Source organism: Embleya australiensis (genome assembly GCF_051903075.1).
Taxonomy (GTDB): Bacteria; Actinomycetota; Actinomycetes; order Streptomycetales; family Streptomycetaceae; genus Embleya.
This window is the reverse complement of sequence record NZ_CP182422.1, coordinates 6,571,881-6,594,227: the sequence shown is the minus strand read 5'-3', so window position 1 is coordinate 6,594,227 and position 22,347 is coordinate 6,571,881. Positions and strand designations below refer to the sequence as shown.

General features: G+C 70.6%; 21 protein-coding genes and 2 pseudogenes. 10 read left to right on the top strand and 13 right to left on the bottom strand.

Annotation, left to right across the window (positions count from 1 at the left end):
- Window positions 1-6: 6 nt before the first annotated feature.
- The 4 genes from ACMXN5_RS28360 to ACMXN5_RS28345 form a co-directional block, all read right to left on the bottom strand.
- Window positions 7-1,548 carry an FAD-binding oxidoreductase gene (locus ACMXN5_RS28360; protein WP_439677617.1) on the bottom strand — a complete coding sequence of 514 codons (1,542 nt, stop codon included), beginning with the start codon at window positions 1,546-1,548 and terminating at the stop codon, window positions 7-9.
- The gene (locus ACMXN5_RS28355; RefSeq protein ID WP_439677616.1) at window positions 1,545-3,260 is read right to left on the bottom strand and encodes a glycerol-3-phosphate dehydrogenase/oxidase; all 1,716 of its coding nucleotides are present in this window, start codon (window positions 3,258-3,260) and stop codon (window positions 1,545-1,547) included. The genes ACMXN5_RS28360 and ACMXN5_RS28355 overlap by 4 nt, the downstream gene beginning before the upstream one ends.
- A gap of 66 nt (window positions 3,261-3,326) precedes the next feature.
- Window positions 3,327-4,850, bottom strand: coding sequence for an FGGY family carbohydrate kinase (locus tag ACMXN5_RS28350; RefSeq protein WP_395790701.1), 1,524 nt, complete (start codon window positions 4,848-4,850; stop codon window positions 3,327-3,329).
- Window positions 4,851-4,932: 82 nt separating this feature from the next.
- Complete coding sequence (locus ACMXN5_RS28345) at window positions 4,933-6,396, bottom strand: MFS transporter (protein WP_439677615.1); 1,464 nt, start codon at window positions 6,394-6,396, stop codon at window positions 4,933-4,935.
- A 174-nt stretch (window positions 6,397-6,570) separates the two neighbouring features.
- Here ACMXN5_RS28345 and ACMXN5_RS28340 point away from each other — a divergent pair, with 174 nt between their 5' ends.
- Window positions 6,571-7,563 (top strand): aldo/keto reductase, encoded by a 993-nt coding sequence (locus ACMXN5_RS28340; protein WP_439677614.1) that lies wholly within the window; start codon window positions 6,571-6,573, stop codon window positions 7,561-7,563.
- 67 nt (window positions 7,564-7,630) lie between these two features.
- Here ACMXN5_RS28340 and ACMXN5_RS28335 read toward each other — a convergent pair whose 3' ends face one another.
- Window positions 7,631-7,999: a VOC family protein gene (locus ACMXN5_RS28335; RefSeq protein WP_439677613.1), complete on the bottom strand. Its 369-nt coding sequence runs from the start codon at window positions 7,997-7,999 to the stop codon at window positions 7,631-7,633.
- A 63-nt stretch (window positions 8,000-8,062) separates the two neighbouring features.
- Here ACMXN5_RS28335 and ACMXN5_RS28330 point away from each other — a divergent pair, with 63 nt between their 5' ends.
- The gene (locus ACMXN5_RS28330) at window positions 8,063-8,521 is read left to right on the top strand and encodes a MarR family winged helix-turn-helix transcriptional regulator (RefSeq protein WP_439677612.1); all 459 of its coding nucleotides are present in this window, start codon (window positions 8,063-8,065) and stop codon (window positions 8,519-8,521) included.
- Between the two features lie 125 nt (window positions 8,522-8,646).
- On the opposite strand, the gene ACMXN5_RS28325 is transcribed toward ACMXN5_RS28330, so the two are convergent.
- Together ACMXN5_RS28325 and ACMXN5_RS28320 are read right to left on the bottom strand one after the other, a co-directional pair.
- Window positions 8,647-8,838 carry a DUF397 domain-containing protein gene (locus tag ACMXN5_RS28325; protein WP_439677611.1) on the bottom strand — a complete coding sequence of 64 codons (192 nt, stop codon included), beginning with the start codon at window positions 8,836-8,838 and terminating at the stop codon, window positions 8,647-8,649.
- Complete coding sequence (locus ACMXN5_RS28320; RefSeq protein WP_439677610.1) at window positions 8,835-9,692, bottom strand: helix-turn-helix domain-containing protein; 858 nt, start codon at window positions 9,690-9,692, stop codon at window positions 8,835-8,837. The genes ACMXN5_RS28325 and ACMXN5_RS28320 overlap by 4 nt, the downstream gene beginning before the upstream one ends.
- Window positions 9,693-10,219: 527 nt before the next feature.
- On the opposite strand from ACMXN5_RS28320, the gene ACMXN5_RS28315 reads away from it, so the two are divergent.
- The 4 genes and pseudogenes from ACMXN5_RS28315 to ACMXN5_RS28300 all read left to right on the top strand — a co-directional run bounded on the left by ACMXN5_RS28315 (window position 10,220) and on the right by ACMXN5_RS28300 (window position 13,100).
- Entirely contained in the window at window positions 10,220-10,423 is a 204-nt protein-coding gene (locus ACMXN5_RS28315) for a hypothetical protein (protein ID WP_439677609.1), read from the top strand.
- A gap of 246 nt (window positions 10,424-10,669) precedes the next feature.
- Window positions 10,670-11,458: a phosphotransferase gene (locus tag ACMXN5_RS28310; protein ID WP_439677608.1), complete on the top strand. Its 789-nt coding sequence runs from the start codon at window positions 10,670-10,672 to the stop codon at window positions 11,456-11,458.
- A 422-nt stretch (window positions 11,459-11,880) separates the two neighbouring features.
- Window positions 11,881-12,739 (top strand): annotated as a pseudogene (locus tag ACMXN5_RS28305) (IS5 family transposase).
- Between the two features lie 61 nt (window positions 12,740-12,800).
- Window positions 12,801-13,100, top strand: coding sequence for a hypothetical protein (locus ACMXN5_RS28300; RefSeq protein WP_439677607.1), 300 nt, complete (start codon window positions 12,801-12,803; stop codon window positions 13,098-13,100).
- 34 nt (window positions 13,101-13,134) lie between these two features.
- Here ACMXN5_RS28300 and ACMXN5_RS28295 read toward each other — a convergent pair.
- The 6 genes and pseudogenes from ACMXN5_RS28295 to ACMXN5_RS28270 form a co-directional block, all read right to left on the bottom strand.
- Window positions 13,135-13,935: pseudogene (locus ACMXN5_RS28295) on the bottom strand (IS481 family transposase); the annotation flags it as partial.
- 87 nt (window positions 13,936-14,022) lie between these two features.
- Entirely contained in the window at window positions 14,023-14,688 is a 666-nt protein-coding gene (locus tag ACMXN5_RS28290) for an HAD family hydrolase (RefSeq protein WP_439677606.1), read from the bottom strand.
- A 162-nt stretch (window positions 14,689-14,850) separates the two neighbouring features.
- On the bottom strand, window positions 14,851-15,936 hold the full coding sequence (locus tag ACMXN5_RS28285; RefSeq protein ID WP_439677605.1) for a WD40/YVTN/BNR-like repeat-containing protein: 1,086 nt from the start codon (window positions 15,934-15,936) through the stop codon (window positions 14,851-14,853).
- A 107-nt stretch (window positions 15,937-16,043) separates the two neighbouring features.
- Window positions 16,044-16,406, bottom strand: a complete 363-nt coding sequence (locus ACMXN5_RS28280) for a DUF2203 domain-containing protein (protein WP_439677604.1) — start codon at window positions 16,404-16,406, stop codon at window positions 16,044-16,046.
- A 124-nt stretch (window positions 16,407-16,530) separates the two neighbouring features.
- The gene (locus tag ACMXN5_RS28275) at window positions 16,531-16,791 is read right to left on the bottom strand and encodes a hypothetical protein (RefSeq protein WP_439677603.1); all 261 of its coding nucleotides are present in this window, start codon (window positions 16,789-16,791) and stop codon (window positions 16,531-16,533) included.
- Window positions 16,779-17,978: a helix-turn-helix domain-containing protein gene (locus ACMXN5_RS28270; RefSeq protein WP_439677602.1), complete on the bottom strand. Its 1,200-nt coding sequence runs from the start codon at window positions 17,976-17,978 to the stop codon at window positions 16,779-16,781. The genes ACMXN5_RS28275 and ACMXN5_RS28270 overlap by 13 nt, the downstream gene beginning before the upstream one ends.
- A 213-nt stretch (window positions 17,979-18,191) precedes the next feature.
- Between ACMXN5_RS28270 and ACMXN5_RS28265 the strand changes: the two genes are divergently transcribed.
- From ACMXN5_RS28265 to ACMXN5_RS28250, 4 genes are read left to right on the top strand one after another with little or no spacing between them, the layout of a single operon-like run.
- A complete protein-coding gene (locus tag ACMXN5_RS28265; RefSeq protein ID WP_439677601.1) occupies window positions 18,192-20,858 on the top strand; it encodes a nitrate- and nitrite sensing domain-containing protein in 2,667 nt (888 codons plus the stop codon).
- Entirely contained in the window at window positions 20,855-21,313 is a 459-nt protein-coding gene (locus tag ACMXN5_RS28260; RefSeq protein ID WP_078974301.1) for a roadblock/LC7 domain-containing protein, read from the top strand. The genes ACMXN5_RS28265 and ACMXN5_RS28260 overlap by 4 nt, the downstream gene beginning before the upstream one ends.
- Window positions 21,310-21,744, top strand: coding sequence for a DUF742 domain-containing protein (locus ACMXN5_RS28255; protein ID WP_439677600.1), 435 nt, complete (start codon window positions 21,310-21,312; stop codon window positions 21,742-21,744). The genes ACMXN5_RS28260 and ACMXN5_RS28255 overlap by 4 nt, the downstream gene beginning before the upstream one ends.
- Window positions 21,725-22,342 (top strand): GTP-binding protein, encoded by a 618-nt coding sequence (locus tag ACMXN5_RS28250; protein ID WP_126643058.1) that lies wholly within the window; start codon window positions 21,725-21,727, stop codon window positions 22,340-22,342. The genes ACMXN5_RS28255 and ACMXN5_RS28250 overlap by 20 nt, the downstream gene beginning before the upstream one ends.
- Window positions 22,343-22,347: the final 5 nt, after the last annotated feature.

Below are 22,347 nucleotides of genomic sequence, written 5' to 3'. Positions count from 1 at the left end.
GCCGCCTCACGCGTCGAAGCGGTTGGGCAGGCCCAGTTTGCCAGGATTGAGTATTCCGGCCGGGTCGAGGGTGGCCTTGACCTTGGCGAACGTGTCGAACCCGGCACCGAGCGCGGCCGGCAGATACGGGCCGCGCAGCAGTCCGCAGCCGTGGTGGTGGCTGAGCGCGGCGCCGTGCCGGATGAGCACCTCGTTGGCCGCGTCCCACACCGCGCGGTACCAGTCGCGGCGCCGAGGCCGGTCCACGTCGCCGCGCAGCGAGAAGTAGACGCAGGCGCCGTCGGTGTACGCGTGCGACTGGTGCGCGGAGGCCGCGAGCGTGCCGGGCACCGCCTGGATCGCCGCGACCACCTCGTCGTACACCTCGCCGAGCGCCGTCCACGACCCGGCCATCTCCAGCGTGTCGGCGACGAAGCCGGGCCCCGGAGTGAAGCCGTCGGAGGACTTGCCGACCAGCATGCGGTCCCGCAGCCAGCGCTCGAACACCGCGTCGCTGTCCAGTTCGGGGCCGTAGCTCAGGCAGACCTCCTCGCTGACCTTGAGCATCGCGTCGACCAGGATCGGGTCGCCCTCGTCGGCGATCAGCAGGAGGTTGGTCTCGGGGTGGTCGAAGTGCACCCCGCTCTCCAGCTTGTCGTACAGGCGCAACACCGCCGGGGTGGCGCCGCGCTGCATGATCTTGCGGCACGCGTCCAGGCCCTCGGCGAAGGTGTCGAAGCCGAACGCGAGCGCCTTGGCGTAGGTGGGCAGCGGGTGTACCCGGATGCGCGCGGAGACGATCACGCCGAGCGTGCCCTCCGAGCCGATGAAGATCTGCCGCAGGTCGGGGCCGGTGGCGGCGCGCGGGTAGTCGCCGTAGGTGGCGCGGGTGCCGTCGGCGTGCACCACGTCGATGCCGACGACCATGTCCTCGATCTTGCCGTAGCGGGTGGAGAGTTGGCCCGCGCCGCGGCAGGCGATCCAGCCGCCGACGGTGGAGACGGCGAAGGCGGACGGCCAGTGGCCGGTGGTGACGCCGTAGGTCTCCTGGAGTTCCTTTTCGAACAGGTCGCCGAACATGCCGGCCTCGACGTCGACGACGAGCGATTCGGCGTCGAAGGAGACGATGCGGTTCAGGCCGCACAGGTCGAGCACGACGCCGCCGTGCACGGGCAGCGCGGCGCCGGTGACGTTGCTGCGGCCGGCGGAGGCGGTGACCGGGATGCCGGAGGCGTGGCAGATCCGCAGTACGGCGGCCACCTGGTCGGCGTCGACGACCTCGACGATCACCGCGTCGGGGGTGGCGGGGCGGCCGTCGGTCTCGCCGATCATGGTGCCGGCCCACCAGTCGCGGGTACGGGCGACCACGTCGTCGCGGTCGGTGTACACGGCCTTGGCCACGCCGCGCAGGTCCTCGATCACGGGGGCGGGCACCTCGACCACGGTGCCCTGGAGCGACGCGTCGCCGGTGCCGATCGGGGTGTTCCGGGCCCACTTCGCCGGGGTGGGCGCGCCCACGATGTAGTCGCCGCGGTTGAACGGGTTGGTGATGGTCTGCCTGCTGATCACTTCGCGGCTCCTTGGGATGCGATCACTGTGGATGTGGGTTCTTCGGGCTCGCCGAGCAGGACCGCCTTCTCGTGCCGCACGGCGGCGAGGTAGTCGGCGACCTGGCGGTCGATCTGCGCGGCGGTCAGGCCCAGTTCGGCGCCGAGCAGCCGGCCGACCTCGGGGGCCGCGGCGGCCGAGGCGTCACGGGCGAACAGGCGCGAGCGGGTGCGCCGGGAGAGCACGTCGTCCACCGAGCGGGCCATCTCGGAGCGGGCCGCGTAGACGACCTCGGCCCGGATGTACGGCATGCCGGCGACCACCGGCTCGGCGAGCGTGGGGTCCTCGGCGAGCAGGTCGGAGACGAAGCGGGCCTCGGTGCCGTAGCGCTCGCCCAGGTGTGCGGCCAGGCCGCCGGACGCGGCGACCGCCTCGGCGTCGTAGCCGGCGCCGCCGATCAGCGGCAGGTTGGTGGTGCGGCTGCGGCCCTTGCGACCCAGGACCTGCATCACCTTGTCGATCACCAGTTCGCCCATGTGCCTGCTGGTGGTGAGCTTGCCGCCGGTGACGGTGACCATGCCGCCGGGACCGACCGAGATGTGGTGGTCGCGGCTCATGTCGAGGGTGGCGCCCTCCTTGCCGCCGACCAGCGGACGCAGGCCGCCGATGCTGCCGATCACGTCGTCCGGGGTGAGCCGGCCCTCGAACGCGGTGTTGGCGCCTTCGAGCAGGAACTCCATCTCCGGGCGGGTGCAGTGCACGTCGTCGATCGAGCCGCGGTAGTCCTCGTCGGTGGTGCCGAGCACGACCGCGTCGCCCCAGCGGGTGCAGGTGGCGCGGCGCGCCCGGCCCGGGATGGGCACGGTGACCGTGCAGTCGATCCGGACCTTGTGCCACGGCACCACGATGTGTACGCCCTTGGCGGGTCGTACCTGCGGCCGGTGGTCGTCGTCGGCCAGTCCGTCGACGGTGTCGCTCCACACGCCGGTGGCGTTGACCACCGCGGAGGCGCGCACGTCGAAGCGCTCGCCGTCGACCTCGATCCGGGCCCCGGCGGCCCGGCCGCGCTCGGTCAGGATCCGGTCCACCGTGGCGCCGTTGAGCACGGTGGCGCCCAGCGCGGCGGCGGTGCGCACGATGGTCAGCACCAGGCGGGCGTCGTCGGCGCGGCCGTCGAAGTACATCAGCCCGCCCTGGAGGTGGTCCGCGCGCAGCGTCGGCGCGTGGGCCAGTACCTCGTCGACGGTCAGCCGCTGGTGCAGTTTGCCGATCCGCCAGCCGCCGACCAGGTCGTAGGTCCACAGCAGGCCCTCGAAGCCCTTGGCGAGGCGGGCGTCGAAGACGCCCTCCTTCTCCAGGATCGGGAACAGGAACGGCAGGCGGTGCACCAGGTGCGGCGCGTTCTTGCGGAAGCGGTGTCTTTCCAGGAGCGAGTGGCGGACCAGGTTGACGTTGCCCTGCTCGATGTAGCGCAGGCCGCCGTGCACCATCTTCGACGACTTGGAGGAGGTCCCGGAGGCGAAGTCGTCCTTCTCCACCAGGGCCACGTCCAGGCCGCGCGAGGCCGCGTCCAGCGCGGCGTAGGCGCCGGTGACGCCGCCGCCGACGACGAGCACGTCGAAGCGGTGGTCCGCGAGTCGGTGCTTGGCCCGGCCGCGGTCGAGAAGCAGCGGAGTGCCTCTCGTGGCCGCCGCCGACGCCCGTCGTGGCTTGCGGGCGGGCATCGAAATCACAATCAACTCCTGGGGTCTGTCCGGCGGTTCACGGTTCGCGCCGCCGGGTCGTACGGGCGGTTCGGCTCAGGCGGGGTAGCCGGCGAGCACGCTTCGCCAGGCGGCGCGCTGTGCGGCGCGCCGGTCGGGGGTGGTGGTCGGTTCGAAGATCCGGCCGCGCGGTTGGGCCTCGACCACCTCGTCGAGCGAGGACCACAGGCCCTCGCGTACGCCCGCCAGGTAGGCGGTGCCGCGCAGGCTGGCGGTGGCCGAGTCGGCGGCGCGCTCGATCGGCAGGCCGACCAGGTCGGCCTGGATCTGCATGAGGGTGTCGCTGCCGGCCACCCCGCCGCCCACCCGAAGGCGGGCGAACGGGGCCTGCATGGTGGCGGCGACGCCGTCGATCAGGTCGCACACGGAGTGCGCGATCCCGTCCAGTACGGCCCGGGCGACGTCGGCCCGGGTGGTGGCCAGGGTCAGCCCGCCGAGCGCGGCCCGTGCCTCGGGCCGCCACTCGGGAGTGCGGATCCCGGCCAGCGCGGGCACGAACCACTCGCGCGGGCCCGCGCCGGAGACGCTCGCGGCGAGTTCGCCGATCTCCGCCGGCGAGGCGAACAGGCCCAGGTCGTCGCACAACCAACGCAGCGCGGACCCGGTGGTCGAGCAGTACGCCTCCAGGCTGAAGTGCGTGGTGTCGCCCTGGCGCCAACCGGGCTGGGCAAGCACCCCGGCGATGCCCGGGATCGGCATCGCGGGGGTGCGGCCGGTGGCCGCGTCCACGAAGGTGCCGGTGCCGTACATGCACATCCCCTGGCCGGCGGCCAGTCCGCCCAGCGCGATCAGCGCCGCGTGCTGGTCGCCCATCACCGCCGCCAACGGCAGTTCCACGCCGAGCAGTTCGGGGTCGGTGCGGCCGTAGCCGAGGTCGTCGTCGGCGAACAGGTCCGGGAGCAGTTCGAGCGGGTAGCCCAGGTGCTCGATCCACTCGCGGTCCCAAGCGTGTTCGCGCAGCAGGTAGGCGCCGATCGAGCCGGCGTTGCTCGCCGAGACCGCGTGCGCGGCCCCGCCGGTGAAACGCCAGGCCAGCCAGGTGTCCACGGTGCCGAACACGAGCGTGCCGGCCTTGTACGCCTCGGCCACCTCGGGCCGCTCGGCGATCTGCCGCGCGGCCCAGTGGAACGGCGCCCTGCTGCCCACCGGGCGGCCGAGCCGGGCGAGCAGCCGCTCGTCCCACTCGGCCTCGTAGCCGAGCAGGTCCCGGGCGTAGCGCCGGTCCTGCCACACACACGCCGGCACCAGCGGCAGGCCGGTGCGCCGGTCCCACAACATGGCGGTGGCCCGCTGCGTGGACAGCGCGAGCGCGACGATCTCCACGCCGTCGGCACGGGCCCCGGCCAGGGCCTCGCGGCACACGTCGAGGGTGGCGGACCAGATCTCCATCGGGTCCTGCTCGACCGAGTCCTCGTCGGGGTGGTCCACCGCGATCGTGCGATACGCCAGGTGGGTGACCGCCCCGGAGTCCTGCACGACTCCGGCGCGGGTCCCGGTGGTGCCCTCGTCCACGGACAGGATGCCCAGGCGCCGGCCGGGGTGGTGCAACGTCTTCGTCATCACAGCCCTTTCGGTGCGATATCTCCGCTTGATCCGCTTGATCCGCTTGATCCGAATGCGAGTCTCGCGTAACGGACCGACTTCAGCGGGTGACCAGCGCGGGGTTCGCGGGCCCGGCCGACGGCGCGGCGATGATCGGCACGTTCGGGTCCTCGTCGGGCGAGACGGCCCGGGTCGGGTCCCACCGGATCGCCAGGCAGGTGAGCAGGCCGAGCAGCGGGACGACGGCCAGGACCATGAAGGTCTTGTCCAGCCCGATGCCGTCCTTGATCTGCGGGAACAGGTACAGCCCGGCCACGCTGCCGAAGCTGCCGATCATCCCGGTCACGCCGGTGCCCAGGGTGCGCACCTCGCTGCGGTAGGACAGCGCGGCGATCGACTTGCCGTTGGCGCCGGGACCGGCGGAGTGACAGAAGATGAACAGCGCCGGGAGGATGAACGCGATCCAGGTCGGCACCCGGTCGAACGTCAGCCCCATGCCGAGCAGCATCACGAACACGCCGCCGAAGCCGATCGCCGAGCTGATCCGCAGGCCGAGCCGGCGGGCGAAGTACGCGGAGAGCAGGCCGCCGACGATGCCGAAGGCGTTGAACACCATCGAGCCGATGGTGGCCTTCTCGAAGCTGTTGCCGAAGATGGCCAGGCTGATCACCGGCAGATACCAGCCGACGGCGAAGTACTGCATGGACTGGCCGAGCGAGATCGCCGAGGACAGCAGGGTGCGCGGCAGGTACGAGCCGCGGAACAGGATCCCGGCCTGCTTGATCCCCACGTTCGGCGGCGCCTCCTCGGCGTCCGCCTTGTCCGGCACGGCGCCGGCGACGGTGGGGGCGGCGGCGACCGCCTCGATGCCGTAGATGCGGCGCAGGTTGCGGACCGCGTCCTCCAGCCGGCCCTTCGTGGCCAGCCAGGTGGGGCTTTCCACCAGGAACGCCCACTGGAGCAGGAACAGGGCCAGCGCGATCACCCCGGCCGAGCCGACCGACCAGCGCCAGATGTCGGCGCCGACGTCGAACTTGAAGCAGATCAGGGTGAGCAGCAGGTTGCCGGTGGTGGCGATGTACCAGATGCCCTGCCACAGGTTGAGCCGGCCGCGCAGCGACTTGGGCGTGTATTCGGCGAGCAGCGCCATCGCCACCGCGAAGTCGACGCCGTAGGCCACGCCGACCAGGACTCGGCCGATCCACACCACGAGGAAGTCGTCGGCGGTGGCCGCGATCACCGCGCCGGCCAGCGCGAACAGCTTGGCCAGCAGCAGCGGGGGCACCCGGCCGATCCGGGTGGCCAGCCAGCCGCCGATGGGGTTGAACAGGATGGCCAGCGCGGGTGCGGTGGCGGTGAGGATGGAGACCTGGGTGCTGCTCAGGTCCATCTGCTTCGTCATCGGGGCGAGCCCGGCGCCCAGTGCGGCGTTGGAGTACGCGTCGAGGAAGAGTCCCCCGAACACGAGGAACCAGATGACCCGGGACCGGCCGGAGATGGTCCCCTGCCGGTCGATGAGCGCGACGACGTCCTTGACGCCTCTGACGCTCGGCTGCTGTGCCATGTTCCCGTCCTCGGAAAAAAGGACCGGTCGGTGACACGCGAGCGCTAACGCGTAGGAGGGCACAGCGAAGCCACCGACAGGTGGTCTTCGTCTGTTCCTGCCAAAGAATGCTCTGGACCCTAGGAGGGACATCCGGGGGTGTCAAGGGTGGCGGTCGAGGGCCAAGATGGGGAAATGATCCACTCTGCCGCCGAGAACCGTTACCAATCCATGCGCTATCGCCGTGCCGGACGCAGCGGGGTCGAGTTGCCCGCGGTGTCGCTCGGGTTGTGGCACAACTTCGGGGACACCCAGCCCATGGAGGTCCAGCGCGCGGTGTTGCGACGCGCCTTCGACCTCGGGGTGACGCACTTCGACCTGGCGAACAACTACGGGCCGCCGTACGGGTCGGCCGAGGCCAACTTCGGGGTGCACTTCCGGGCCGACTTCCGGCCCTATCGCGACGAGCTGTTCATCGCCTCCAAGGCCGGCTGGGACATGTGGCCCGGGCCGTACGGCAACGGCGGTTCGCGCAAGTACCTGCTGGCCAGCCTGGACCAGTCGCTGGGTCGGATGGGGCTCGACTACGTCGATGTCTTCTACTCGCACCGCTACGACCCGGACACCCCGTTGGAAGAGACGATGGGCGCGCTGGACACGGCCGTTCGGTCCGGGCGCGCGCTGTACGCCGGCATTTCCAACTACGGTCCGGAGGAGCACCGCCGGGCCGTGCGGATCCTGCGCGACCTCGGCACTCCGGTACTGCTCAACCAGTCGGCGTACTCGATCCTGGACCGCGAGCCGGAGCGGGGCGTGCTGGACGCGGTCGGCGAGACCGGGACCGCGCTGATCGCGTATTCCCCGTTGGCCCAGGGCCTGTTGACGGACCGCTACCTGAACGGCGTGCCGGCCGACTCGCGGATGGCGGTGGGCCACTTCCTCACCGAGGACGCCCTCACCGAGGAGCGCGTGACCCTGCTGCGCGCGCTGAACAAGCTCGCCGGCGACCGCGGCCAGACCCTGGCCCAGCTCGCCCTCACCTGGATCCTGCGCGACCCGAGGGTGGTTTCGGTCATCGTCGGAGCAAGCAGCGTGCGGCAGTTGGAGCAAAACCTGTCCGCGGTCGGTCAACCCGACCTGACCGAGGCGGAGATCGCCGAAATCGACCGCCTCTGCGCACAGCTCTGACCGAGCCCGACCCCCGCTGCCCCGACTCGTCGGCCGCCCGCCGTCGGGTCGGGGCGTCGGCGCCTTGTCAGGTGCGGTCGTGGAGGGTGACGTGGTAGCCGTCGGGGTCGGCGAAGGTGAACGTCCGCCCGAAGGGGCCGTCGATCGGCGCGGCGACGATGGGGCGACCGTCGGCGACGAGGGCGTCGTGGATGGCCTGGACGTCGGTGGCGTGCAGCCAGATCGCGGCACCGATGCCGGGCCGGGCGGCGGACGCGAGATCGGTACCGGGCACGATGTCGCGCAGGGCGAACGCGATCGGCTTGGTCTCGAAGACGACGGCGTGCGGAGGTCCGGCCGGCGAGCGGACGAGGCCGAGGTAGTGCTCGTAGAAGGCCTGCGAAACGTCGAGGTCACGCACCTGGAGCGAGATGAAGTCGGGGCCGGTGGCGGGCATGGCGATACTCCTTCGTTGCATGTCAGATTCCTGACACGCACCAAGGTATGTCAGAATCCTGACATGAGTCAAAGCGGAGCGGGCGTCGACCTGGACACATCCCTGGGCTACCTGCTGAAAGAGGCTTCGAGCGCCCTGCGCACGGCCATGGAGGAGGTACTGCGCCCCCTCGGGATGAGCGTGACGCACTACTCCTGCCTCGAACTGCTGGCCCAACGCCCGGGCCTGTCCAACTCCGAACTCGCACGCGGCGCGTTCGTGACCCGCCAGACGATGAACGTCCTGCTCCAGGCCCTGGAACGAGACGGCTACGTCACCAGGCCGGCGGAGGCCCCCGTCGGCAAGGCCCTCCCCGCGAGACTCACCCCCCGAGGCCGCCAAAGCCTGGAAAAGGCGACCACGGCGGTGCGCTCCGTCGAACTCAAAATGCTGACCGGCATGACCGAGCAGGAACAATCAGCCGCATTCCGCAGCTTGCGAAGCATGATCAACGCCCTGAACAACCCCACCGAAGCCCCATAGCCCACCCGACCCCACACGACCCACCCGAGGCAAGCCAAGCAACCACGCGACGCGTCGCGCGTAACGATGCCCCGACTCGACGGCGGCTCTCCATCAAGTCGGGGCACGTCGCGTCCCGGGACGCTTCAACCACTCACCGTGGCATCCAACAACGCCCGCCAGGCCCCGGGCGGCACGCTGATGTACCCCCGGCCGGGATCCTTGCTGTCACGAACAACGGTTATCGCGCAATCGAACGGCGCAACCTCGACACATTCGGCGTTGGTGGCGCTGTAGGACGATGTGCGCCACTGCAAGGAACGAACGTCGGCGTTCATTTCGTACTCATCTCTGCGTGATACTTGATTATCTGCATGGACTCGACGTAGGAAGCCGCCGCTGCCGAAAGCGTCCGGAACTGCTCTTCGTAGATCGCGACTTCCGACGGATCCTCGATGTACAGCGTGCCGCTCAGGCTGTCCACGTAGGCCACATCCGTTTCGGGTGGGTCCAGGAAGCGCAGCATCTGGAACGACCCGATCACTGCGGCGTGCATGGCAGCGTCCTCACGCAGAATCTGCACATGCACATTCGGCATACGCGCCATGTCAGCGAGGTGTTCCAACTGCGCGCGCATGACCGCGCGACCGCCGACCACGTGCCGCAAGGCCGATTCAGAGATCACGGACCACACTCTGAGCGGATCGCGTCGAGTCAGAACCGATACTCGTTCCTGCCGAACCTTCGTCAACAGGTCGATGCGATCCGGTGCGACATCGGGCCGTTGAATCTCCACCACGGCTCGGGTGTAGTCCTCGCTTTGCAGGAGTCCCGGAATCAGTATCGTTTCGATGCTGTACTGATCGGAAGCATCGGATTCCAAAGCGATGTATTCCGCGTGCGTATGCGTGAGTTCATATTGGTCCCACCATCCACGACGCCGTCCATTGCGTGCCAAGTCCTCCAAGTGGGCACGGTGCGCTGAGTCCTTGACGTTGTACGCGTCCAGGAGCAACCGGAGATCAACAACTCGCACACCCGATTGCGCACTCTCGATCCGGCTCACCTTGGCATCCGAACAGGCCAGAACTTCCGCCGCTTGCACGAGCGTCATTCCGGCAGCCACTCGGTACTGCTTCAGCGTCCGTGCAAGTCTCCGCTGCCGCACGGTCGGATTCTTGTTGACCGCCACCCGTCCCCCTTCTTCGACGTGCCCCAGGTGGGCGTGGCACCGGCCAGTCTGCCCGTCATCAGGTGCAGTCGCCAACGAGGGGAAACCTAGCCCATGTCGCCCTACAAGGTGATGCACTTGCACCTAGTGGAGCTACAAGTGCTGACTACGTAGTGCGACAATGTCGATACTCACTGGTGATCGTGGGATTGCCGCGTCCTGCCGAGCGGCTGTTTCGTCGCGTCTTGAACTGCCCCGGCGTCGGTCTCGACCGCGCGTGGTCCCGGCGCCGGGGCGCTTGGTCCCGACGGGAGTGGCATGGCGAAGTCGACGCAACCGCCCGGTGTGCTGCGGACGTTGAGCCCGGATCAGTACACCATTCGGGGGTGGATCATCCGCCGGGTTCGGGCCCGGTATCCGCGCCTGACTGTTCGGCCCGTCCCCTGCGGGCGGGGGCCGTGAGGCGCGAAGCGGGGTTCGTCGTCCGGGCGGACGGGGAGGCCGTCCGGGTTGTCACGGCGCGTGAACTGCCGTCGCGTGAGCGGCCCTTGCCACTGAGGTATGCGCTCGGTGAATGGGTCGCCTCGCTGCCCGGGCACGGCCACGACGCCTGCCCCGCCGGGCGGGTCGAACGGGCAGAGGACCGCGCGGGGCTCGCGGACGACCAGGTCGTCATGGTGCTTCCGCCCGGCGGCATGCCGTATGTGCTGAAGGGCTCCGAGTTGTATCGGGTCAAGCCGCCGCCGCGTTGACTCCCGCGTTCGTCCTGTCCGGCTGCCGGGGGAAGAGCGGCGGGCGGGGTCCGCACCATCCGAGCACTACCGACACGAGAGGTAGGGCACATGGCACGCGACGAGGAATACGAGATCACCGGCGGTACCGCCGGGTGTGAACACGAGTGGTGGCACTGGTCCGGCGAGGACAGGTGCAGGAAGTGCCCGGCGGTCCGCAAGCAGAAGTAGGCGGCACCGACCCGTGACCGACGCGAAAGGCAACGCATGGAACGCCGCTGGACGTGGGGCGAACTGCCCGAACCGGTCCGCGTGGAAATCGAGTCGGTCACGGGTGCGGTGCGCGAGGCGGAACCGCTCCCCGATGGGCTGACATCGCCGTTCGCGGCCGTGCTTCGGGCGCCGGGGCGAAGGGTGTTCGTCAAGGGCACGCCGACCACGAACGGCAAAGCCGTCACCCACCAGCGGCGGGAAGCACTGGCGGCTCCGTCGGTCGGTGGTCGCGTGGCGCCGACCCTGCTCGGCCACCTCTCGCCTCCCGGCTGGGACGTGCTCCTGTTCACCCACGTGGCCGGACGGCATGCCGACCTGGCCCCCCACGGGAAGGACCTGTGCTCCTTCGCGTACGCCCTGAGTCGAGCGGGCCGTATCCGCGCGCCACACGGGCTCGAACTGCCGCCGCTCGCCGACCGATGGGCCGAATACCTCACCCCGGGCGAACGTTCGCTGCTCAGCGGAACACACCTGCTGCACACCGATCTGAACCCGTGGAACGTGATCGTCGGAGACCACGGAAACGGCACACAAACCTGCTTCGTGGACTGGGGCATGTCCGCCATCGGACCCGCGTGGTCGGAACTCGCCTACGTCTACATGTTGTTGCTGTGGTCCGAACACACACCGGATTCGGCACACACGTGGTTGCGACAGTTCCCGGCATGGCGGGCCGCATCCAACGCGGGCATCAGAGCATTCGTCACCGGCGCAACCGCCGAGGCACACGCCCGCGACCTACCCGACCAGGCCGCCCGGTGGACCTCGCTACTCACACGGTGACCCACGAATAAAGTTCGGCCGACAGCTTGTAGGAGTTGCCGCGTGACCCGCTTTATCGCCGCCGTCTTCGAAAGGCTGCGCCGATCGCCCACCCCGCCGAAGCCAACAGACAAGCCCCCTCGGCCCGCCGAACCGAACCGACCGACCAGGCCCAAGCCCCGGGCACACCCCGCATGGCGAGACTTCGTACCGCCCACCCCCGCAGCCGACACCCCACCGACGCAGGATTCGGCAACGGTCGTAGGGCCTTACCTCATGACCCCAAAAGAACTCGCCGAACGCCGCCGACATCGCCGCACCGAGGCCCCAATCAGCCCGGCCAAATCAGCCCCGCCGGCGTTTGAGGCGAAACAGCCCGGCCGGCGTTTGAGGCCAACTAGGGTCTGTTTCATAGGTGGATCAAGGTCTGCCATGATCCACTCGTGGGGCGTGGAGATCTGACGAGCGAGCAATGGACCAGACTGGCGCCGTTGTTGCCGGTGGGCAAGAAGCCGGGTCGGCCTCCGATCTGGTCCAAGCGGCAGCTGATTGACGGCATACGCCGGCGGACTCGAACCGGCGCCCCCTGACGCGACGTTCCCGCACGCTACGGCGAGTGGGAGACCGTCTACGGCCTCTTCCGCCGTTGGCAGCGCGACGGCACCTGGAGCCGGATCGTCACCCGGCTGCAGACTGAGACCGACGCGAAGGGCCTGATCACCTGGGATGTGAGCGTGGACTCCACGATCGTGCGAGCGCATCAGCACGCGGCCGGTGCCCGCAAAAAGGGGATCTGCAGCGGGACAAACCAGGCGGAGTCGTAGACGAGCCCGCCGACCACGGACTCGGGCGCTCACGCGGTGGACTGACCACGAAGGTGCACTTGGCGGTCGAGCATGGACAGAAGCCGCTGTCCTTCCTGGTCACCGCCGGCCGGCGGCACGACAGTCCCCAGTTCCAGCAGGTCTTGGAGCGCATCCGGGTGCCCCGCGTAGGCGTCGGCAGGCCACGCTGTCGACCGGATCGGGTGCGGGCCGACAAGGCCTACGGGCCCCGGGCCAATCGCCACTACCTGCGCAAACGAGGAATCTGCTGCACGATCCCGGAGATCCGCAACCGCAGGAAGCTGGGCGCCCACGGCGGCCACCGAAGTTCGACAAGGCCGACTACCGCGAGCGCCACGCTGTCGAGTGCGGGATCAATCGTCTCAAGCGCCACCGAGCGGTGGCCACGAGATACGACAAACTTGCCGTCCGCTACGAGGCCACGGTCACCATCGCGGTCATCAACGAGTGGCTGTGACCCACCAGCGTGCTCGGGAAACGAAGTCGCTGTACGTCGTGGCGGACACTACGGTGATGCCATGCCGATCAGCGTGAACGTGCGGACCTATACCGGCGAGACCCTGGCAATCTGCACCCACCCGGCGATCGGCGACCTGTGCCGGCGAGCCGAGACTTTGGCCTTGCCGATGCTCGGCTACGTCGACCCCTATGACGACACTTGGTTCAACAAGTCACAGATGCGGCTCTTGGTCCCTGAGTTGGAGGCGCTGATCAACAGCGCCTCGGTACCCGAGGCCGATGCCGCAGCCGAAGTGCTTGCCCTCGCCGAACAGCTCGAACACAAGCCACACCGCTATCTCATCTTCGTTGGCGACTGAAGATCACTTCTGAAACACGGCCTAGCTGTATTCACCCGTTGGTCTGCGGTCGATACGGACGCTTGTGCTTGTGTGAAATCTCTTGTCCCGCAAGGGCGTTGCGCCAGTCGTGCGATTTGTAGCAGGAGCCGTTGTCGGTCAGGACCCGTCGGACGGTGATGCCGCACGAGGCGAAGTAGGCGTGTGCCCTGGCCCGGAAGGCGACGGCGGTCTCCTTCTTCTCGTCGGTGAGGATTTCGGTGTAGGCGAGGCGGGAGTGGTCGTCGACGGCGTTGTGGAGGTAGGCATATCCGGCGCCGGAGCGGGTCTTGCGTCCGGCGGCGCGGCCGAGCGTCTTGTGGCCGCCGCCGTCGGGGATGTTGCCGAGCTTCTTGATGTCGACGTGGACCAGGTCGCCGGGGGCCGCGTGTTCGTAGCGGCGGATCACCCGTCCGGTCGCCCGGTCGAGGTGGGCCAGGCGGGCGAGGCCATAGCGGGTCAGGACGCGGTGGACGGTCGCCGGGTTCAGCCCGAGGAGGTACGCGATCCGCGCCGGGCCCCAACGGCGCAGGACGCGGACCTTGACGATGCGGCGTTCGGTGCGGGTCGGGGTGCGGCGCGGGCTGCGGTGCGGCCTGGAGGAGCGGTCGACCATCCCGGCCTCGCCGGACTCGCGGTAGCGGGCGGCCCATCGGGCGGCCGTGGGGACCGACACCTGGAAGCGTTCCGCGGCCCGTCGCAGCGGCCATCGGTCGTCGACGACGCAACGAGCCAGGCGCAGGCGTCCGGTCTCGGTCAGCGGTGCATTACGGTGGGGCGTGAGGGCCTTCTGATCGTTCGGTGGAGATGTCGCAATCCACACCGAACCCGGAAGGCCCTCACTCGTTCAAGATCAAGCCCGGCCGGCGTTTGAGGTCGTCGTGGTCGCGCCGGGGGCGCGCCCTCACGCCCTCGCGAGCGCCGCCGGGCGCAGGTCGGTCAGGTCGACCGCCGCGAGCGAGGCGACCACGCGGCGGCCGGGTGCGGGGTGGATCGGGGCGGTCGTGCGCACCGCGACCACCGCACAGCCGGCCGCTTCCGCCGACGTGACGCCGACCACCGTGTCCTCGACCGCGACGCACGCGCTCGGCTCGACCCCGAGCGCGGTCGCCGCGGCCAGATAAGGGGCGGGGTCGGGCTTGGTCCGCGCGACGTCCTCCGCCGCGACGGTGACCGCGAAACGCGCCGACCCCAACGCGTCCCGCACCAGGTCCACCACGTGCCGCGGCGACGCGGACACGATGGCCAGCGGCACCTCGGCCTCGGCCAGCGCGTCCAGCAGCGCCACGACGCCCGGCAGCGGCTCGATCCGACCCCGTACCCGGTCGGTGAACGCCGCGTCCAACGCGTCGGACAACTCGTGGACGCACGGCCCCTCGGGCACCACCGCGTGCAGGTAGGTCGCGGTGTGTCCGATGGCGTGGCCCACCACGTCGGCCGTGTCGGTCGGTCCCAGCGCGTAGCCGACCCGGCCCGCCACGTCCTCGACCGCCTCCCACCACAACTGCTCGGTGTCGACGAGGGTGCCGTCCATGTCGAACAACACGGCGGCGGGCAGAACGCTGGACACACGGACTCGTTTCGACGCACGATTCGCTGCGTGGAGCGCGGACGTCCCGACCCTCTCAGCCCGACGTGAGCGCAGTGCCAAGGCCGGGTTGCGGGCGCGTGAACGTGTGCGAACCCCGCCGTCACAGAGCGCGAGCGCCAGCGCGCGGCGATCACACCGCCGCTACACCACCGCGGCGCGCAACGACAGGACGTCGGGCAAATGCTGGGCGATGCGCTCCCAGTGGTCGCCGCCGTGGTGCCCCCGGTAGATCTCGCCGCTGCGCGAGCCGAAGTACAGGCTGGTGACGTCGGCGTCGTCGGCGCACATCGCGTCGCGCAGGACCGCCGTCCAGAACCCGTCGGGCAGGCCGTCGGACAACGCGGTCCACGTCTCGCCGGCGTCGTCGCTGCGATAGACCCGACAGCGCCCGTCGATCGGGAAGCGCATCGCGTCGGCGGTGAGCGGGACCACATACACGGTGTCCGGTCGGCGCGGGTGCACCACGATCGTGAAGCCGAAGTCGGCGGGCAGGCCCTCGGCGATCGACTGCCACGTCGCGCCCGCGTCGTCGCTGCGGTAGACCCCGTGGTGGTTCTGCAGGAACAGCCGGTCGGGCCGCTCCGGATGCCGGGCCACCTTGTGGACACACTGGCCGTATTCCGGATACTCGTCCGGCTGGAAGGTGACGCGGATCCCGGTGTTGGACGGATGCCAACCGGCCCCGCCGTCCTCGGTGACGTAGACCCCGCCGGTGGACATCGCCACCACGATCCGGCGCGGGTCGGTGGGGTGCGGCAGCACGGTGTGGATCGCCTGACCGCCGAATCCGGCCCCCCAGTGCGGACGGTGCGGGTGGTCCCACAACGCGCGGACCAGTTCGAAGGAGCGCCCACCGTCGGCGGAGCGGAACAGCGCGGACGGCTCCACGCCGGCGTAGACCACATCGGGCTCGGAACTCGCCCCCGGCACCAGTTGCCACACCCGCTCGACCGACGCGCCGGCGTCCGCCGGGAAACCGACCCGCCCCAGATCCGGCTCACGCCACGTCGCGCCGAGGTCGTCGCTGGTGACCACGACCGGGCCGAAGTGCTCGTTCACCACGCCCGCCATCACCCGGGGCGCCGACCCCCGCGTATCGATCGCGACCGAGTAGACGCCGGTCATCGGATGGTGCGGCCCGGTGAACTCCCAGGGCTCGGCGCCGTGCGAGCGACCGATCCACAGACCCTTGCGAGTGCCGACGGCAAGCAGGACGGACTTCGTCACGATGACCTCCAGGCAGCGATTCCCAGGTGGGAAACGCTACGCGCCACCGGTGACATTCGCCCGATTCGACGCTCTTGTCGGCCTGATTCCCCTACCCGAGCGCCGCACTACGGCAGCGGACGCCGGCCCGCGAAGCCCAGGTCGGTGCGGTGGTACCAGCCCAGTTCCCGGTCCCCCTCCAACCAGCACAACAACACCGGTACACCGTCCAGGTCGGCGGGGAAGTCGACGAGCAGCGGCGCGAAGCCCTTGAGTTCCGCGCCGGTCTGCTGGATCCGGGTCATCAGGTCGTCGAGCCGCGCCTGCATGCCCTTCAGCTCCGGCAAACCGCCCAGTTCGGTACGGGTCCCGCCCGGCTCCAGCGCCGCGGCCAACTCCGCCGCGTCCGCGCGGACCGCGATCAGTTCGTCGAGTACCGGCATCAGCCGGGCCAACTCCGCGCGTGCCTCGTCCACCGTGAACAGACCCATGGCGCACAGCCTCCCATGCCCGCCGGGGACCGACGTCGGCGCCGGGTCACCGCTCGGCGCGACCAGGGGTTCGGCCCACGCACGCGCCACGCGCCCCGCGCCCCGCCGTTCCGTCGGACGGAAGCTAGACGCCCGGCCAGGAACCGTGGTTGGTGTGCACGCCGAGCACGCCGCCGGCGGCTTCGGCGCGCATCGTGTTGTCCCGCTCGATGCGCAGACCGTCGTGCGTCGCGGTCCGGGTGCGCGCACGATCGCGCAGATTGAGGAAGACGATCAGCGCACCTACGACGAGGAGCAGGTCGGTGACGAGAAAGACGGTGATCACGGCGGCTCCCGAGGAGTGGATCGGCGGCCCGGCAACCCGGACCACTCCTACATGATCCATGCCCGCTCCGACCGGGTCGACCCCTGTCCCGTACAGCGTGCGGCCAGCGCGCGCAATCGGGCCTCGTCGCCGTCCACCGACGAGTCCAGGCGCAGGATCTCCTGGACGAAGGTCCGGTTGATCGGCCGGCAGCGGATCTCCTGGGCCGCCGTGACCTCGGCGTCCAGCAGCGCGGTGACCGCCTCGCCGCGCCGGCCCAACGCGGCCAGGGCCCGGGCGAGGTCGATCAGGTGCCGGGCCTGCCTGCCGCGCGGCAGCACGGCGAGCGCGGCCGGGTCCAGCCGACCGTCGACGGCCCGCCCGTACTCGCCGAGCAGCACCTGCGCGGTGACCCGGCACAGCGGCACCTGGATCGCGCCGGGATCGATCCGCTCCGCCGCGTCCAGGAGGTCGCGCGTGCCCGAACGGTCGCCGAGCCGCGCGGTGGCCAACGCGGCGCCCAGCCGCAGGGTACGCAGCGCCGCCCGCCCGGCCGCGCCGCGCGGGCCCAACGCGGCGGCCAGATCCGCCCCCACCTCCAGGGCGAACTCGGCGGCGGCCCCGGCCCCTTCGTGCCCCACCATGGCCGCGGTCAACCGATCGGCCGCGCGCGCGAGCACCACCGCGTCGCCGCTGCGCCCGGCCGCGGTGACCGCCCGGTCGGCGGCGCGCCAGGCCAGATCGGCGTCGCCGAAGACCTGCGCCGCGGCGGCCGCCAGGGTCAGCGCGCCGGCGCGCACCACCATCGTCGCGAGCGGATCCGCCGCCTCTCCCACCGCCGCGGCCCCGGTCCCGACCAGCATCGGCGGCACCACCCGGTCCAGGCACAGGTAGTCGGCCGCGGCGTACGCGGTCCAGCCGTACGCCAACTCCCGCCGCATCACCGCGAGATCGGGCGGCTCGACGGGAGCGCCCGTGGTCGGCGCGAGGTCCGCCCGGCGCAGCGCGACCCGGACCGCCGCGAGCGGATCGTGGTCGACGCCCTCCCGGTTCGGCTCGGGAGGCAGCAGGCGGTCGATCCCGATGCGCAGGACCACCGCTGCCCGGGCGAGTACCGACAGCCGTGGGTCGGCCTGCCGGTGGCCGGCCTCCACGTCCTCGACCCAGCGCACCGATCGGCCCATCAGACGCGCGAATTCGGCCTGGGTCAGGCCCCTGCGCGTGCGCCAGTACGCGATCTGCCGGCCGATCCCACCCACCGTGTGCATGCCGTACCCACTCCTTTGGGTAGCGCCGAATGCGCGTTCGGTAACCTATGTACGGAATTCGCTCCGCCGCCCGCCGCTTGTGCGCTGTATGTGACGCACGGGTAGGAAGTTCCCCACGCACACTGCGTGGATTGTGTCGGGTGCCTCACCGGTACCTTCGGCCGGGTCGCGGCAACCGCAATTTCGGGCCCGGTTGCCCTTGCGGGAGAGTCGATGAGAAAACTGATGCGCGCCCCTCGGGCCGACCGGACCGGGGCGGCTCGCTCGCGGCCGCGTCGGACCTTCACCATTCGGACCCTGCTGGTCCTGCTGACCGTGGTGCCGCTGGTGTCGATGGTCGCCCTGTGGGCGATCGCGACCTATCGGCTCGCGGATCACGCGAGCGGTTTGGACAACGAGGTCTCCGTGGCCGAACGGGCGGGCACGCCCAGCTACAACACGATGATCTCGCTCCAGGCCGAACGGCGGCTGACCGCGGCCTGGATGGGCAAGCCCACGCCCGCCGCGGCCGACGCGCTGCGCGGGCAGCGGGTCAAGACCGACGAGGCCGTGAAGCAGTTCGTCGCCTTCGCCAAGAGCGGCGCGCGCGAGACCCCGGGCAACGCGGTGCGCCGCGCCCGCGAGGTGGCCGCGGAGTTGGCGCAACTCCCCGACGCGCGCCGCCAGGTGGATGCCATCGGCGCGATCGGCCGGGACCGCTGGATCAAGTTCTATACGAGCCAGATCGCCGATCAGATCTCGGTGGTCCAGGCGTTGGCCGAGACCTCCGACACCGACGTCACCTACGCCGGGCAGTTCCTCGTCATCCAGTTCCGCGCCGGGGAGGCGCTGGCGCAAGAGGACACGCTGGTGTCGTTCTCGTTGCCCGCCGGGCGGCTGAGCCAGCCGGACTACGCCGCGTTCGTACAGAACGTGGGTGTGCGGCGGCACTCGATCGACGACGAGATCGAGCCCTTCCTGCCGCCGGCGTCACGGGCCGGCTATCTGGCGCTGACCCAGACACCGGCCTGGCACGACCTGGTCTCGATGGAGAACGCGATCATCGCGACCGTCGACGCGCCGCGTGAGGCGCGCGCCACCGGCAGCGGTATCCCGATCCCGGCCGAACTGGCCAGCTGGCGCAGCGTGCTCGACCGACTCGCCGAGCCGGCCTCGGCCTTCGACTTCGCCCGTGTGGACCAGGTGTTCGCGGCCGGCGACGACGCCACCTCGGACACCTGGAACCAGGTGTACCTGCTCAGCGCGATCGGCCTCGCCTTCGTGGTGCTCGGCGGCGTGTTGTGCTGGCGGATCACCCGGGCGGTGCGGCGGCGGTTGTTCCTGCTGCGCGACGCGACGGTGGAACTGGGCACACAGCGACTGCCGATGGTCATCGAGCGGCTGCAACGCGGCGAGCGGGTCGACCTCGCGGTCGAGGCGCCGGAGGTGGAGGCGGGTCGGGACGAGATCGGCCAGGTCGCCTCCGCGTTCAACGCCGCGCAGCGCGCGGCGCTGGACGGCGCGGTGCAACTGGCCCGACAGCGCGAGGGTTTCGCGAAGGTCTTCGTCAACACGGCGTTGCGCACCCAATCGCTGGTGAACCGTCAGATCGGCGAGTTGGACACGATGGAGCGCCGGCACCAGGACCCGGAGCTGCTGCGCGAGTTGTTCACCATCGACCATCTGGCCACCCGACTGCGGCGATACGAGGAGAACCTCGTGGTGCTCACCGGCAACCGACCGGGCCGACGCTGGAGCCGCCCGGTCCGCATCGTGGACGTGGTGCGCGGCGCGGTCGGCGAGGTGGAGGACTATCACCGGGTCGAGGTGTACTCGGATCCGGATGTGCTGCTGTCCGGGCCGGCCGTCGGCGGGGTGATCCACCTGCTGGCCGAACTCGTGGAGAACGCCACGATGTTCTCGCCGCCGGACACGCCGGTGCATGTGCGCGCGGCGGCGGTGGCCAAGGGGTTGGTCATCGAGATCGAGGACCGCGGCCTGGGCATGGCCGAGACGGAATACGAGGCGGCCAACCGGCAGTTGGCGGTGCCGACCACGTTCGACGTGATCGCGCTCGCCGACGACGTGCGGATGGGCCTGTTCGTGGTCGCGCAGCTGGCGGACCGGTTGGGCGTCGGCGTGACGTTGCGTCCGTCGCCGTACGGCGGCACGCTGGCCATCGTGTTCCTGCCCGACGAGCTGATCACCCGCGAGGGCGGCGTCCCCGACGAAGCGGACCGCGCGGCGGGGCCGTTCGAGTCGGCGACGGCGATCGGGGCGGCGGTACAACCGGCTTCGGTGCCGGATTCGGCCTCGACGCACGAGGCGGACGAAGGCCCCGATTCCGTACCGGAGTCGCCGGGCCGGCCGCACCCCGAGCCGGTGGTGCGCTCACTGGACCGGGTACCGATGCCGGCCGAACACGCCGAGCCCGCGCCCGCCGAACCCGACGTGTCGGTACGCCCGACCGCGCCGACGGGCACCGACCCCGGCCCGGTCGCCGCCCCGGAGCCGGTCTCGACCCCGGCTCCGTCTCCGAGGCACGCACGCGCGGCGACCGCACCCGCGACCGCGCCCGCCGTCGAGGAGACCACCCCCGACGGCCGCCGCGCGCTGCCCCGCCGGGTGCGCCAGCGCAACCTGCCGATGCCACTGCGTACCGAGACCGCCACCACGAGCGAGGGAGGGACCCGAACCGAGACGAAGCCCTCCTCACCGCGGGAAGCTGCGGCTACCTTGTCCTCGTTCCGATTCGCGAGCCAACGTGCGCGCGAGGCATCCGAACCGACCGCGGCCGACGACGAGTCCGCGATCGCGACCGAACCCGGAACCGGGACCGAGCCCGCTCCGGGCGCGCGCCCCGCCGCCGGAAGCACCACGCACCCTGGGGAACCGTCATGACGAACACGCACGATCTCGCCGGCGGCATGGCCACCACCGCGACCGACAGCCGCCTGGACTGGTTGTTGACCGACCTGGTCAAGCGCGTCCACCAGACGCGGCACGCGATCGTGCTGTCCGAGGACGGCCTGCTGATGAGCCGGTCCGAGACCATCCCGCGCGACGACGCCGAGCAGTTGGCCGCCGCCGCGGCCGGCCTGCAGAGCCTGGCCCGCAGCATCGGCCGGGGTTTCGCGGGGGGTTCGGTGCGCCAGACGCTGGTCGAGATGGACGACGCCTTCCTCTTCCTCACCGCCGCGGGCACCGGCGCGCATCTGGCCGTGCTGGCCGAACAGAGCGCGGACGTGGGCGTGGTCGCGTTCGAGATGAACATGTTGGTGAAGAAGGTCGGTGAATACCTCGGCACCCGACCACGCGGTGACGAGGGCGGCACGCGAACCGGCGGTCGAGCGTGAGATCCGGGTGGGATCAGTCCTGGGACGAGGACGCGAGCCCGGTGGTGCGCCCGTACACGCTCACCCGGGGGCGGACCAAGGCGGTCCGCGACGCGGACCTGACCCTGATCACCCTGGTGACCACGGTCGACCCGGACGAGCCCGCGGTCCGGGCCCCCGGGTCCGACGAGTCGTCCCCGGGGCCGCGGCGCAAGCCCCGCGACGGGCGCGGCCGCCAACCCGAGCATCAGCGGATCCTGGAGCTGTGCCGGGAACCGCAGGCCGTCGCCGAGGTGGCGGCCCTGATCGATCTGCCGGTGAGCATCACCAAGGTGCTCGTCGACGACCTGCTCCGCGACGGCCTGGTGACCGTGCGCGCCCCGCTGGCCCTGGCCCGCACCCCCGATACCGCCCTGCTGAAAAAGGTACGTGATGGTCTCCTTCGGCTCTGACCGACTGCCCGAGCGCGCGGCGGCGGTCAAGATCCTGATCGCGGGCGGATTCGGGGTCGGCAAGACCACGCTGGTCGGCACGGTCAGCGAGGTTCCGCCGCTGCACACCGAGGAGATGATGACCGAGGTCGGTGTCGGCGTGGACGACACCGTCGGCATCGAGGCCAAGTCGCGCACCACGGTCGCGCTCGACTTCGGCCGCATCACGCTGTCCGAGGAACTGGTGCTGTACCTGTTCGGCGCGCCCGGACAGGAGCGGTTCTGGTCGTTGTGGCACGACCTGGCGATCGGCGCGCTGGGCGCGATCGTGCTGGTGGACACCCGCCGCCTGGAGGCCGGTTTCGGCAGCATCGACTTCTTCGAGCGGCGCGGCATCCCCTTCGTGGTCGCGATCAACCGCTTCGACGAGGCGGTGGAGTACACCGTCGACGAGGTCCGCGACGCGCTCGACCTCGACCCCGAGGTGCCGATCGTGCCGTGCGACGTGCGTACGCGCGGGTCGGGGCGCGACGTACTGCTCGCGCTCGTCGACCACCTCCTCGGCGTTCCGGTGCCGGCCGGTGCCGGTCGGGCACCGGCCGGCGCGGCCGGCGGGTGAGATGT